Below are 13637 nucleotides of genomic sequence, written 5' to 3' on the forward strand. Positions count from 1 at the left end.
CGCCATGGCAAAGTCGTCTGCCTCACCCCTCTCACGGATTATGGCGCTGTACTCGCTGCAGGGATTGTCGGCTCTGGAGCCGTCGCTTGTCATTTCTGAACTGCGGTCAGACGACCCTCGTGCACGGCAGCACGCTCTCAGGCTGGCTGAATCGTTCGTTGATCGACCCGATGTCGCCGAAGCGGTGGTCGCGGTTGCCCAGGACAATGAACTGAGCGTTCGTTACCAGGCGGCCTTCACACTTGGGGCATTTCCCGCTCAGGCCGCGACGACAGCCCTGAGTCAACTGGCACTCAAGGATGGTGCAGACCCGTGGATGCAGCTCGCAATCCTCAGTTCCGTGGGGGATCGTCGGGGCGAGTTCTTCACGCAGTTGCTGAAGAATCCTCAGACCCGGCAGGAACTACAGATTCGAAAGCTGCTGGGAATCCTCGCCGAGCAGATGGGGGCCGCCAACTCCAAGGCCGAACTGACGCAGTTCCTGAAAGAATTGAATTCGTTATCCGAATCTCCGGCAGATCATTCTCTCGCGGTTGAACTTGTGCGAAATGTGGTCAACAAGCACTCCTCGCTGGGAGAGCTACTTGATGGAACTGCGGGTGGAAAAGTTCACTCCATCCTGGCCACCATGGCGGACGAGGCTGAGGCGACCGCTCAGAACGAATCTCAGTCGACGGATGCACGGGTCAACGCAATCCGAACACTGGGGGTGATGCCCTTTGATCGCGTTCAGGCCACGCTTGCCAATTTGATTACACCTCGCGAGCCGCAGCCGATTCAGGCGGCTGCACTGGAGACGCTTTCACGGTATGACAGTGATAACGTCGCAGCCATGATAATCGATGTCTGGAAATCTCAGACCCCACCGCTGCGTGCCACGTCGGTCGAGACGCTCTTCTCACGACCTCAATGGATTGGACAATTTCTGGACGCCGTCAGTGAGAACCGGATTGCGACCGCGGAACTCGACCCCGCTCGGATCGCTCTGCTCAAGAAGCATCAGGATGCGAAAATTCGTGAGCGAGCTGAAAAGCTGTTCGCCGGGGCGACGATCGACCGCCGTGCGGATGTCGTAGCCGCCTATCAGTCATCACTGGAAAAAGCGGGCGACGTCGAACGAGGCCGCGCTCTGTTCCGCAAGACTTGCGCGGCCTGCCACAAGCTGGAGGGGGTTGGCGAGTCGATCGGGGCGGATCTGAATGCGATCAAAGACCGGGGCATGGCGGCGGTGATGCTGAATATTCTCGATCCGAACCGCGAAGTTAAGCCGCAGTTCTTTACGTATGTCGTGGCTTTGGAAAGCGGACGTACGGTCACCGGTATGATCGCAGCCGAGACGGCAAACAGCCTGACACTCAGAAAATCGGATAACACCACCGAGACAATTCTGCGGGTCGATATTGAAGAGATTGTCAGTACGGGACTTTCGTTTATGCCGGAAGGTCTGGAGAAGCAACTCGATGTCGCGGCGATGGCGGACTTGTTGGCCTACCTCAACGCCTCGAAGTAGTTGATTTCCGCGCGATTGAAGTACGAGCGGGCTTGCCTGGGATCTGACTCTCACCGAATGGTGAGAGTCAGATCGCTTCTGTCCAGTAAACAACGACATCGTCCAACGCGACCGTCCTCTGGCGGGGATCTGATTTTCTCTCCCTCCCTCGTTCGTTCCCGACTCTTTGCTGCGGGGCAGGTATTGGCGTCATCCCGATTCCTTCATGGAGCGGGTTGGCGGTAGGGTTTCTTCTGGCGGTAGAGTTCCCGGCGTCTTTTCAACTCGTCCCCCAGACTTGGTTGCTGAGGCGGAATTTTCTCTAACGCTTCTGTCGCTGCCGAGACCGCTTCATCGAATCGTTCCGATTCTGCGTAAGCGGCAGCCAGCAGGTCCAGGGAATCGGCGGATTGACGCTGGGAACCCGCGCATGCCTGTTCTGCCAGTTTGAGTCCCTCGGCCGCATTTCTCCATTGCGGGTCGGGGTGCGAAGCTCGGATCCAGCCGAGCGACAGCAGCGTAGGAATATGGTCAGGTGCCAGCTTCAGTGACTGCTCGAACTCGTTGATGGCGTCGGCCATTCGTCCCCGCTGCTGATGAATCAGTCCCAGGTTTCGTCGGCAGAGCAGGTTGTCGGGGGCCAATTCGAGAGCTCGGCGGAATTGCTGCTCGGCCGCTTCGGTCTCACCCCGGCGAGCATCCAGAATCCCTCGATTCACGATGGCCGTCAGCGATTCGGGATTGATCGCCAGGGCCGCATCGTAATGTTTGGCCGCTCCATCATGGTCTCCCAGTTCCACCAGCAGATCGCCCCACGCACGATGGGCTTCGTCAAATTCGGGGTCAAGTTTGACCGCTTTGGCAAACAGTTCGAGTGCCTGCGGCCAGCCTCCGTTCTCGACTGCGAGCTGGGCCAGGTGAAAGGGGGGCGCCGGGGATTTGGGGTCGGCTGTCTGAGCCCGATGGTAGTTCGAGATGGCCTCATCAATTCGGCCGTGAACAGCGTCGGCCGCCGCCAGATTCATCAGGGCACTGAAGTCATCAGGGTCGATCTTCAGCACATTCTGATAGCATTCGATCGCATCATCCCACTTCTGCTGCTGCGCCAGACAGATACCCAGGTTTCCCATTGCTTTCAGGTAACGAGGGTTCGTCTCAACGATCTGCCGAAGTGACGTTTCGGCCGCTTTCAGGTCACCATGTTCTAACAACTCAATCGCCTCGGAGAGCTGGTTGTAGAATGGCAACATGTCTTTCACGTCGATCTCTGACGGGGGGCCGTGGGAGGTGCGTCCGGAAAGGCCGCCGGTATAGCCCAGGCTCGCCAGGGTCTTCCGTTCCTTCGCAGAAAGCTCGGCGGGGTTCACTTCGCGTATTCGCAGTCTGTCTTCGATTGCCATCAGCCGCTGTTCAAGATCATTCACGATGTCAGGCTGCGACTCGGCCAGGTTTGTCAGTTCGTCCGGGTCATCCGAGATCCTGTAGAGTTCTGCTTTGGGAGATCGGATGTACTTCCATTCGCTTGTCGTCAGACTGCGCAGGGGAGCCCAGCCATTATCCAGGAAGGGCTCGTCGGTCATCGAAAAGCAGTCTCGGGGACTGATCGGTTCCCCACGCCACAGGCCCGCCAGACTCTGGCCGCTGAGCGGTTTAGGGATGGGAAGTCGTAACAGATCGAGCATCGTCGGCATCAGATCCACCAGCGGGACCGGCTGTGCGACGCGAACGGGAGGCGGGGGGGAGGCGGGGAATGGGGACGACGGGGGCGGGACGATGATCAGCGGGACCTGCAGCGTGGAGCGATACAGCAGATAGCCGTGCGTAGGTTCCTGATGTTCGTTCAATCCTTCACCGTGGTCACCGACGATCACAATGCAGGTGTTGTCAGTCAGTTTTTCCTCTCGCAGGAATTTCGTGATCCTGGCAATCTGTCGATCGACGAACCCAATTTCGCCATCGTAGAGTCGTTCCTGGAACTTGTCGCCGAACAGGACTTCATGGGGCTGATAGGGGAAGTGTGGGTCATACAAGTGGATCCAGCAGTGAAATTTTTCCTGCTTGTGGCTCGTCAGCCACTTGAGTGCCGCATCGACGACAACAGAGCCACTTCGCTCACGGTGCAGAACGTCATGCGGACGTACGGTACCACTCAGGTCATCGTCATAGGTTTCAAACCCCTGATTGAGGCCGAAACGCGAGTCGAGTACGAATGACGCAACGAAGGCCCCAGTGGCGTAGCCCGCACGAGAGAGCACCTCCGCGAAGGTCTCGATCTCGTCCGGCAATCGGCCCTTTCCGTTGGTGATCAGGCCATGTTCAGGAGGATGAAGCCCGGTGAACATGGTGGAATGCGAGGTCAGCGTGAGTGGGGCCGGGGCATACGCTCGCTCGAAAAGGACGCCTCGGCTGGCCAGTTCATCGATCATCGGCGTATGGACGTCTTCCGCACCATAGCAGCCAAGATGATCGGCACGGGTTGTGTCGAGCGTGATGACGATCACGTTCCACGGCTGGCGAGGTTCTAAGAAGAAAACAGACCAACCGATTGCCACAGCAAGAGCGACCCCGATGAGCGTGATCCAGAGCGGTATTCGACGTTGTGGTTGCACGACGATTGCCTTCATTGTCGATCCAGGGAGGTCCTTGGGGGCGGAGTCAGGTCTGTCTGAACGATCCCGGTTCAACTTTTCGGGGGTTTGCGGGGGTTTGCGGGGCGCTTGCGGCAGTTGCCGTCCGTCTAACCGGGCGGGGTCAATGCGGGAGAGGCTAGTGCGAGGTGAGGTCCATCTGGCAGACGGCCCATTGTCCGAAGTTCTCTTCGACCTCAACTCTCAGAGTTTCGAGATTCTTGCCTCCCGGGTGATTCAGGAAGACTTCCTTCAACCGAAGTGCCAGCCAGTGCCCAATCAGTTCGGCCGTCGTGTTGGCGACGGGTAACAGGACACAATCTTCCAGCGGGAAGACCCAGCGGCGCTCCGCAAAGGTCGCGGTTACCTCGCGATCGGTGGTCGTGACGTGGATCGCCTCGTGCTGCGTCGGTAAAAGAACATGATGGTCAAGCTCATTGACCAGCTTCTGTGTGGCGTCTCTCAGCGCGATAAAGTCGAACACATAGTGGTTCTCGTCCAGTGGCCCGGCAACTTCGACGGCGACTCGCCAGTTGTGTCCATGCAGACGTTCGCAGATGTTTCCGTTGAACGTGATGAAGTGCGCGGCACTGAAGACGAGGTGGTCTTTCGTCACACGCACGTGATATCGCTCGGTTGTCATATCGTCGTCTCGGCAGTAGCAGTCAGAATCAGGTTTGCCCGGTCAGTGATCGCGGACCGGGTCGGAGAGGGGATCAGACCATCTCGCACGGCGGCAAACAAGGCCGCAGCCACCAGATCGGCCGTCGTTCCCGGATTTCGGCGATGCCCATCGGCACGCAGCCAGCAATCCAGTTCTGCCAGCCGCGACCGGTCGGGAAGCGACGAACCGACCGCAGTGGTCAGAACGGCAGCGGCTCGCGTGGCGGATTCCCGGGCGATGTCCCAGCCACATTTGCGGGCAATCAGCGTGTCGGGCCATTCGGCCATCATCCAGACATGCAGCAGGACGACGGCCTGTTCCCAGTCGGTCGTGGTTAAGAACAGATCAGCCAGCTTTCGGCGTGCTGCAAACACCAGCCGGTAGTTGGTGCAGTACTGCTCTGCGATGCGGTCTCGATCGACGGCCAGGTGCATTGCCTCCCGCAACGTGACCGTGGGTTGCTCGCGAATGTCCTGGGACGAGGCTTCGCCCATTCCCCCCGGCAGAGCCAGTCGGATCGCCGCGTAGACCTCCCCGGCATCTTCCGTAGTCGTATCGTCCAGGACGGCGCCGATTCCCTCTTCCAGTGGGACGTCGTGGGGAACGGCGACGAGCGGAGCCAGCAGCAGGATGATTCCCAGGTTCACGTTCGTGCCCGTCGCATCGCGCGTGGCTCTGACGGCGTTGAAAATTGCTGCTCCCAAACGAGGAGGAACGGGGGATGAGGTACGAACGCTCCCGCCCGGACCGACGTCAGTAGTGTCTGCAGAAGAGGGGGCCAGGGCGGCGAGCGGTGCTGCTACCGCTTTTGCCGCACAAACAAAATCGTTGTAGGTCAGGTCGCTGAATGCCGCCGCGGGATGGACGTTGCCCGGCTTCCGGGCGGTGGCTTCCATCAGGCAGGCGATCTCAATCTGTTCCGCTAGCGTCACGAAGTGATCCCGCTCCAATCAGTCCATGTTCTGAAACCATCCTCATTCCCCCCCGGTTCCCTCAGCCCTGTGGGCCGTCTCTGGTAGCGGTCACCGCAGGAACCTCACCCCAACTCCCCGCGACGGGATGGAGCTTCCTGGTCCGGTGCGCTCGGGGAGTGCAGGTCATCATCCGCCAAGTTTGGACGGGCCGAGGCAGACGTCGTATCATGCTCGCAACGGTGTCGCAGGTCCAATCATTTCGCAAAATTGAAAGTTGCCCAAACCTTGTCCTCATTTGAACAGACGCAATTTGACCTGACTGGCCGAGCTGCCTTGGTGACGGGAGCAGGGGGTGGCATCGGCCAGGCTGCCGCCATCACGCTGGCACAAGCGGGTGCGATGGTCGGGATTCATTACAACACGGATGCGAACGGAGCCCAGGAAACACTGGCCCAGATTGAAAAGTCCGGTGGTCGCGGTGTATTGCTGCAGGGAGACCTGACGTCGGAAGTCGATGCCAATCGCGTCGTGGATCACTTCGTAGCGCAAACCAGTCGGGTAGACATTCTGTTCAACAATGCCGGTAATCCCCTCTCACGATCTTCCATCGAGCAATGTCCGACCGATCTCTGGATGCAGGCTTTTCAGGTCAATGTCCACTCCGCGTTCCTGATCACACGCCGTGCGATACCGCACCTGAGAAAGAGTGCGGGACACGCAAGTATTATTAACAACCTTTCCCTGTCTGTGCAGACGGGGGGATCAGGGGGTGCAGGTCCATACGCCGCGGCAAAAGGTGCGTTACAGGTCTTTACGCGAACGTTGTCGAGAGAGCTGGCTCCGGATGTCCGGGCGAATTGCATCATGCCGGGTGTTGTCGAAACGCGTCATCATGAAATCTTCACGACGCCAGAGAAGATGGAAGATTATCGTCGGCAGACACCGCTGGGACGGAACTCTCAGTCGAGTGAAATTGCCCAGGCGGTTCTGTTCCTGGCGTCGGATGCGTCGAGCTTCATGACAGGTGGCGTGATCGACCTCAATGGGGGACGATTCTTGCGCTGAACGGGTGCAGCCGGGGTTTCGGGGCCAAAATTCCGAACGGGCACCCTGCAAGACGCAGAGGGGATGATCTACGCTCCCCGGTTGGAAATGGAACCTGACCCGCCAGCGAGATCATCAGGATAGGTCAGGTCGAATTGGAAAGGTCTGTCATGCGAATCTGGGTGGATGGCGATGCCTGCCCTGCAGTCATCAAAGAAATTGTGTTCCGTGCGGCGAATCGGATCCGGATTCCGCTGACGGTGGTGGCGAATCAACCAATGAGGCTTCCACGTTCGGAGTTCATCAGTCAATTGACGGTTCCCGCCGGACTGAATGTTGCGGATCAGCAGATTGTCGAACTACTGAATCCGGGTGATCTGGTGATCACGGCGGACATCCCGCTCGCGGCGTACGTCGTCGAGAAAGGGGGAACCGCTCTGGACCCGCGTGGCCATCTCTATACGGAAGAGAATATTGGCGAGCGACTGGCGATGCGCAACCTGCTGGATGGCCTGCGAGGCGAAGGAGTTGTAGGAGGCGGTCCCGCCCCGTTCGGGGGAAATGATCGGCAGGCATTTGCCAATCAGCTCGACCGCATTCTCGCTAAACGACGACCTGCGTAACCGGCGGACAGGACGTGAACCTGAGTCCGCCAGGTCGCGTTCGTTCACGGTTCCTGCTGGAATTCGTCCGCGAACGGATCGAGCGGTTCGGCGTCTTCAGGCTCAAGTTCACGAGGGGGATTGACTGCGGCGGGACTGATGTCGTCCGTCTCTTCCGACGTCTGATGCACAGCACGTTCGACCTGCGGATCTTCTTTCGGAGAAAAGCTCGCCTGTACGACCGTCTGGGGGCCGCGGGCCTTGCCGTTCGCCAGTTGTGTTCGCAGCGTTTGCCGCAATGCCAGACGCTGCGACTCTTCGGGTCCCGCGATCAGCATGATGTCGTCCACGATATAGCGATCGTACTCATGCCGCAGCGTGACCTTGGCTCCGTACTTCTGGTCCCCAAAGTTGACAACCACTTCCTTGTCGCCGAACGCCATCGATTTGACAGGGGCCTGAAGGAATGTGTCTGCTGACATGCCCGAGTTCGGCACAAAGTCCGACTGACTCCAGACCATGCGGTTGAAGTCGTTGGTGCAGTTGCCCCTGATCAAGTCCAGTGCCTGCTCCTGCTGCTCGGCGTTGCGGCCAAGCGTGATTCCGGCAGCAAAGTCTTGAATCGGAATCAGGATTTCCAGCGTTGATTTCACGGATGCGGGAACCCCCGTGACCTGCCACTGCACGTCGTCCACCAGGAACTTTCCGCGTTCGTCTCGCAGCAGGTAGGTGTAGGGGCGGCCACCCTGGCGGACTTCGATTTTCGTGAGCGCTCCCTGGAAGGTTGCGGAAACGTATTCAACTTCAGGCGAATCGAATCCTTCGAGCGGCATCGACGGGACGGTTGCTTCCGACATTTTGTCCCAGACACGGCTGGAGAAGTCGCGAGTGGAACAGTGCTTGATCTGATCGAGTTTACGATGGGACAGAGCATCGACGAACACTTCCAGCATCCCCTGAGCGGTGAACAGGGCGGAAAGTCGTTTTTCCTGCTTGGTATCCACTTCGTAGATGGTGACGTCAGAGACAACGTAAGCGGGAAGTGCATCCGAGGTGATGTCGGGTTCACGCTGCATGTCGATCTGAATGAACTCCGCTTCGCTGCGAAGTGTGAAGTCGGCGCGGTTACCACGCAGCCGGACCTGAAGTTCGTGTTCGGGCAAGTGCGGATCGGGGAGCCGGGCCTGCGACAGATCGGCGAACGACAAGCTTCCCTGGAAGAAGTCGTTTTCGCAGAGAGTTTCCAGCCTGGTTTTATCGTCCGCCTGGTATGCGGCGAGGAATCCGACACACCGATTCACGGCATGAGCGAGGTTCAGCACGGAGGGAAGTTTTTCTTCTTCGTCCTTACACAAAATGGCGATGTCGGCGACCTGCCATTTTCCTTTCCGCAGCTCCATCGAGAGCACGGTCTCTCCGGATTTCCGGGGAAGTCTGACGACGGCCAGTTTTTCGTCCATTGATGCCGACGGGCGGAATTTTCCACTGGCTGGTTTGTTCGACGTGACCTGACGTGTCACCTGGGCCAGGAAGGGAGGAGGCAGTTCTTCGAGTGCCGTCCGCAGCTTCGGCGTGGCGACGGAGAGAACCTGCTCGCGGTCACCATGGTTCCAGGCATCCAGGAATTCGCGTACGGTGAGCAGCAGGTCCATCTGCTCGGTCACCGACTTGTACGCTTCAATTCCTTTTTTCTTCTGCTTGAGGTAGATGTCATCGATGACCCACTTACCCGAGTCATCGAGTGTCAATTCGTAGAAGACTTCTTTCTTGTCTTCGCCCACCTGGACGGTGACTCGCTTTTTGGTTTCAGAAACCTTTTCGACGTTCATGATCGACGTCTTGCCATCGGGGATGCGCAAGATCTTAATATCTTCCAACGCCGTCGCAGTGCGCAGCGCTCGCTTATTGAAGTCATCAGACGAGGCGACCTTCAAACCTTCGAGGTTTTGTGCCTCGAGATTTTTGGCGAACGTCGTGATGGCTCGGTTCTCAATCATATGGGCGCAGCCAGCCCCGGCAACGCTCAGGGCGAGACCGACTGACCACACAACGGAGCGAACAGCTCGGGACATGCGTGCCATCCTTGGCTGAGTTGGCGCAAAGGTCGCGCGGACTCAAAAGTCTGACAAAAACGGAAATGGGAAAATGGGAGGACAGGCTTCTCTCAGATTCCAGATTTCAGGTCAATATCACGTATCCGCCCTGAAGTTCGGAAAGAACCAGATTCCGCGAAGCGAGCCCAACTGCGGCAGAATCGGCGCAAAAGAGGGTTTTCTGCTGCGATGACGGGCTTTCTCAGCCTCCTGCCAACGAGTGATCGAGAGGCGGGGGAGACAGGACTCTCGATCTCTCTGTTTCGGATCCCTATTTCAGCAGCCTGGCGATGGCCGCCAGGAGGATCTCTTCGGATTCGGGTGCGGTGCGGGAGACCCAACTGGTCTCGTAGCCCCCTTCCGCATAGGCAATCGCGGTACCAATATAGCCGGGGCCACAGTCGCCGTAGCCAGCCGTGCAAATGAAGCGATCAGGACGCATTTTCTGTGCGGCTAACTGGTATTCGACGAAGATTTCTCCCGGCAGATTCAGGATGACCGCCTGTCCCAATCGCAGCGAGCTCAATTCGATTGTCTGTTTGGCCAGAACGCGTTTTGCATAGGCAAGGTCTTTCGCAGCGCGAATCCGTTCCAGCAGGTGGGCTTTATCATTCTTGAGCATGTCCTCAAGCGCTGTCAGGTTTTGCAGCGGTTCCCGCAGCGGAAGGGTAACCGGTTCGACACGCCATTCGATGTCGTTCGCAGCCACCGGAACGCGGGTGGTACTGGTCCAGGCTTGTTCCATTCCGGCGGCAAGTCTTTCTGTCAGTTCGATCCGGGCCTCTTGCGAGCCATTGTTATATTTTCCCGCAGCAAGATTCCCGCCGGCTCCGTTGAAGTGCATGTGGAACAGTTTGGGTTCGGCCCGGTCACGAACGGCTCGCGCCAGTCCGACGAAGTCGGCACTGACCGCACCTTTGCCGTAGTGGCTTTGGGGGTGCGTCGCGTAATAGGTGATTGAGACCAGAGGGGTATCACCATTCCAGAAGCTGAGCAGTTTCAATTGGGGATCGATGACCCCCTCGGGAGCCGCGATCGCTTCGGGATCGACGGTGGAGCTGTAGCGGACAATTTTCACCTTGCCATCTTCACCAAGAATGCGTCGATTGGATGCAACCCGGTCCACAGTGGCCTGACCTGTCCCGAGATGCGTGAAGGGGCGAGCGGAAGGCAATGCCGCTTTGACCGTGAGCTTCAGGCGCTTCAGTACATCCCTGAGGAAGGGAACATCGAAGGCTTTACTCTCGATGCCGTACGGAGCAAGAAGTTCCGCTTCGCTGAGATCGCACGCAGGGGCATCGTGCTGATGCAGGACATGCACGGCGACGCGGGACGGAATCGTCTCTGCCGCGGATGCGAGGGCTTCCTTCCAGGCGTCGTACCCGCCATTACCAATGCCGACAAAGTCGACCGCACACAGGACAATCGGTTGCTCAACGCCCAGGATGATGATGCCGCGAGCGGAGAGGGGATCATCAATTTTGGAGGCGGGGGGAATGAAGCCTTCGCACAACGGTGAACCGATCGGAGGTGTCACGTCCAACTGGAATGTGACCAGTCGCAGTTCCTGAGCTTCGCTGGCAGGGCAGAAGAAGCTGAGCACGACGGTGCAGACAGTGAGCAGGAATCCTGGACGCATGATTTCTCCCGTAGCTCTGATCGCGGATGGAGGCAACGTTATTTGCTGGTGCGAGGCTGAATGGCGAACACCCGTGTGGGGCCTCCTGTTCCTGATGTAATCTTGATCGGCGCAACGATCAGGAAAAAGTTCCTTGCCGGAAGCTGATCGAGATTCGCAACATTCTCGAGTCCATAACGACCGGCACCATTAATCTGATGATGCACGGTGAAGTCTTTGGACGGACCATAATCGATGCTCAGTGTATCGATTCCAATCCCGCGAATGTTGCGTTCCTTGATGAGCCAGCTTGCTGCTTCCGCAGAAAAGCCGGGGAAGTGCATTCTTCCCTGCGCATCCTGATTGCGATAACGGACATTGCTCTTCCAGAAGCGCGCCCATCCGGTGTTCAGCAGTACGATCGCCCGGCGGGGAATGGGGCCATGGATCGTTTCCCAGTCCGTCAGGTCTGCAACCGTCAGCCGATAGTCGGCGTCGCTTTCTCCCTTCAGGGAAATATCCACCACGACCCCGGGGGCGAATAAGTCCTCGCTGGCAATTTCATCCAGGGTCAATTGCCCTCGCTCGAAGTGACACGGAGCGTCAATGTGCGTGCCGAAATGTTCGGGCATGCTGAACGCTTTTGAGGAAACCCCGTTCTTCTCCAGGGTGGCGATCGTTTTCAGTTCAAAGGGCTGGTAGTCATCCCCCGGCCAGAATGGGCTTTTTTCGTCCAGCGAATGAGTCAGGTCGAGTAACTCGGCCTCTCCTGCAGCGAGCTGCCCCAGCGTCACTGCTTGCACGGAATCGACGGGGGCCGGCCGGTTCTGGGCAGAGGTGATCCCTGTCGCGATCAACCACCATCCCATCGCTCGCAGAAACAGGGGTAAATATCGCTGCCTCAAGGAACTCATCGGGATATTCCTGTCGAACAATGGTAGGCATCCGTTCGCCGAGACTTCTCTTCTGCCTGTCACGGTGAACTTTCGAGATCGTACTCACGACATGTTAACGTAACGATCCAGAGGCGTGAGGCGAAGGGAGAGGGAAACTTTGCCCGAATCAGGTCGTTCCATCACGTCGCAGGGGAAAGAGGCTCGCTGGTCAGATGTGGTGAAATCTGTTCGCGATCGACCTGACTCGTGCGAAGTACACACTGCTCTCGTTCTGGACCTTGTGACGTTCGTAGCGACAGAGATCGGCCCTTTCAGGGGAAGGGCCCCGGCCGGACCATCAGCCCTGCGCGGTCGATCTGAAACGCCACCAGCCCGTCGTGAAACAAATCGCAGCGAAGAACAGCAGCATGCCACAGCAGGTGGCGACCAGTTGTGGATCGACAACGGGTTGGGTCAGAACCGCATCGAAGGCTTTCAGGGACCAGGCGTGCGGCGTGATCAGGCTGATCTGCTTCATCAACTTGGGAAAGAGTTCTCTGGGGAAGAAGCAGCCACTGACGCTGCTCAGTACCAGAATCAGCGTCGTTCCATAAGAAGAAATCTGCTGATCCGTCTGCACCAGCGTGGCCAGAAGCAGCCCTAGCGACGCGGCGGCGGCGGACGTACAGAGGATCACCGGAATCAGGTAAGCCGGCTGTGATCCCCAGGGCATGCCGAAGAGGAGTCGGCCACACAGGAACAGCAGTCCGCATTGCAGAATCGATGTCAGGTAGAACGGAATCGTTTTGCCGATCAGCAGCGAGGCGGTGCCGATGGGGGCCATCAGCAGACGCCGCAGTGTTCCCTGATCCCGTTCGATCATGAATGACCGCGCCATGATGTTGACCAGAAAAAATGCGAACATCACGGTGAAACCGGGAACAACCCAGAGGAAGACCGCGTTGGACTTGGGTTCTTCCGTTTGATCCGGCAGGGACAACTTTGCCGCAGTTTGAAGCTCCGTTGTTTCTTCTTCGTCAGTACGGACCCAACCCCGGGTCACGGGATTCTTTCGTGCAGCAATCGGAGCGACGAACTTGATGATCAGTGATGTGACGACTCCTTCCAGCAGCTTACCGACACCCCCCGCCGATACTTTTGCGTCCAGTGTCACGTCGAGGGACGAAACTCCTGAGACCGCCAGACCGATCTTGGGATTGAAGATGTCCGTCATCCTCACTTCGTCAACAAGTTCCTCAAACCGTGGTCCAATCTGCATCAGCATGATTGCATCGCCACTGCGGGCGAGTTCGGTGGCCGCTTCTTCCGAGTCGACAGGAGTAATCAACAGTTCGGGTTGCTGACCGAGGCTGCTGATCAGTTCTTTCGAGGTCTCGCTTTGACTGCGATCGATCAGAGCGATCCGGAAACGTTCGGTATTATCGTCACGGGTGAGGAACTGGCCGGTTGACATGCCGACAATCGAAATAAACAGCAACGGCAGTACGAGCAGCAACACGAGTGCTTGACGGTCCTGCGAGAGCAGAAACAGATCTTTTGCGGTGATATACCAGGCAGCCATACATTAGAACCTATCGCATATTCGGTTGAACGTCGAAAATTGCCCGCTGTTGCTGTGATTATCTGTGTACTGTCGGATTGGACGTGCCGTTTGGTAAGGTCTGGAAGATCTTGTCGAAGCTGCGGAATC

General features: G+C 57.9%; 10 protein-coding genes. 3 read left to right on the forward strand and 7 right to left on the reverse strand.

The features are described from left to right. The coding region (locus tag VGE80_RS21865) for a HEAT repeat domain-containing protein (protein ID WP_440594121.1) at positions 1-1510 on the forward strand (1510 nt) is incomplete at its 5' end. Between the two features lie 203 nt (positions 1511-1713). Here the strand turns inward: VGE80_RS21865 and VGE80_RS21870 are convergent. From VGE80_RS21870 to VGE80_RS21880, 3 genes are all read right to left on the reverse strand, one after another. Further along, positions 1714-4113 (reverse strand): sulfatase-like hydrolase/transferase, encoded by a 2400-nt coding sequence (locus tag VGE80_RS21870; protein ID WP_440594122.1) that lies wholly within the window; start codon positions 4111-4113, stop codon positions 1714-1716. Positions 4114-4255: 142 nt separating this feature from the next. Further along, positions 4256-4759 carry a 6-pyruvoyl trahydropterin synthase family protein gene (locus VGE80_RS21875; RefSeq protein ID WP_373649094.1) on the reverse strand — a complete coding sequence of 168 codons (504 nt, stop codon included), beginning with the start codon at positions 4757-4759 and terminating at the stop codon, positions 4256-4258. Then, positions 4756-5712 (reverse strand): triphosphoribosyl-dephospho-CoA synthase, encoded by a 957-nt coding sequence (locus tag VGE80_RS21880; RefSeq protein ID WP_440594123.1) that lies wholly within the window; start codon positions 5710-5712, stop codon positions 4756-4758. Before VGE80_RS21880 ends, VGE80_RS21875 begins: the two co-directional genes overlap by 4 nt. A 267-nt stretch (positions 5713-5979) precedes the next feature. Between VGE80_RS21880 and VGE80_RS21885 the strand changes: the two genes are divergently transcribed. Both VGE80_RS21885 and VGE80_RS21890 read left to right on the forward strand, forming a co-directional pair. Continuing rightward, entirely contained in the window at positions 5980-6759 is a 780-nt protein-coding gene (locus VGE80_RS21885) for an SDR family NAD(P)-dependent oxidoreductase (RefSeq protein ID WP_440594124.1), read from the forward strand. 149 nt (positions 6760-6908) lie between these two features. Beyond that, entirely contained in the window at positions 6909-7361 is a 453-nt protein-coding gene (locus VGE80_RS21890) for a YaiI/YqxD family protein (RefSeq protein ID WP_440594125.1), read from the forward strand. 44 nt (positions 7362-7405) lie between these two features. Here VGE80_RS21890 and VGE80_RS21895 read toward each other — a convergent pair whose 3' ends face one another. From VGE80_RS21895 to VGE80_RS21910, 4 genes are all read right to left on the reverse strand, one after another. Continuing rightward, entirely contained in the window at positions 7406-9412 is a 2007-nt protein-coding gene (locus VGE80_RS21895; protein ID WP_397568625.1) for a hypothetical protein, read from the reverse strand. A gap of 292 nt (positions 9413-9704) precedes the next feature. Further along, entirely contained in the window at positions 9705-11072 is a 1368-nt protein-coding gene (locus tag VGE80_RS21900; RefSeq protein WP_440594126.1) for a hypothetical protein, read from the reverse strand. A gap of 38 nt (positions 11073-11110) precedes the next feature. Further along, positions 11111-11965 carry a cyclase family protein gene (locus VGE80_RS21905; protein WP_440594127.1) on the reverse strand — a complete coding sequence of 285 codons (855 nt, stop codon included), beginning with the start codon at positions 11963-11965 and terminating at the stop codon, positions 11111-11113. Positions 11966-12284: 319 nt separating this feature from the next. Continuing rightward, the gene (locus VGE80_RS21910) at positions 12285-13508 is read right to left on the reverse strand and encodes an ABC transporter permease (protein ID WP_373649087.1); all 1224 of its coding nucleotides are present in this window, start codon (positions 13506-13508) and stop codon (positions 12285-12287) included. Between the last annotated feature and the right edge of the window lie 129 nt (positions 13509-13637).

It is taken from the genome of Schlesneria sp., from assembly GCF_036405755.1.
Classification (GTDB): domain Bacteria; phylum Planctomycetota; class Planctomycetia; order Planctomycetales; family Planctomycetaceae; genus Schlesneria; species Schlesneria sphaerica.

What these genes read in the sequence shown, in the direction of transcription:
- VGE80_RS21870 (WP_440594122.1), bottom strand. Translation starts at nt 4,113, where the DNA reads ATGAAGGCAATCGTCGTGCAACCACAACGTCGAATACCGCTCTGGATC.
- VGE80_RS21875 (WP_373649094.1), bottom strand. Translation starts at nt 4,759, where the DNA reads ATGACAACCGAGCGATATCACGTGCGTGTGACGAAAGACCACCTCGTC.
- VGE80_RS21900 (WP_440594126.1), bottom strand. Translation starts at nt 11,072, where the DNA reads ATGCGTCCAGGATTCCTGCTCACTGTCTGCACCGTCGTGCTCAGCTTC.
- VGE80_RS21910 (WP_373649087.1), bottom strand. Translation starts at nt 13,508, where the DNA reads ATGGCTGCCTGGTATATCACCGCAAAAGATCTGTTTCTGCTCTCGCAG.
- VGE80_RS21890 (WP_440594125.1), top strand. Translation starts at nt 6,909, where the DNA reads ATGCGAATCTGGGTGGATGGCGATGCCTGCCCTGCAGTCATCAAAGAA.
- VGE80_RS21895 (WP_397568625.1), bottom strand. Translation starts at nt 9,412, where the DNA reads ATGTCCCGAGCTGTTCGCTCCGTTGTGTGGTCAGTCGGTCTCGCCCTG.
- VGE80_RS21905 (WP_440594127.1), bottom strand. Translation starts at nt 11,965, where the DNA reads ATGAGTTCCTTGAGGCAGCGATATTTACCCCTGTTTCTGCGAGCGATG.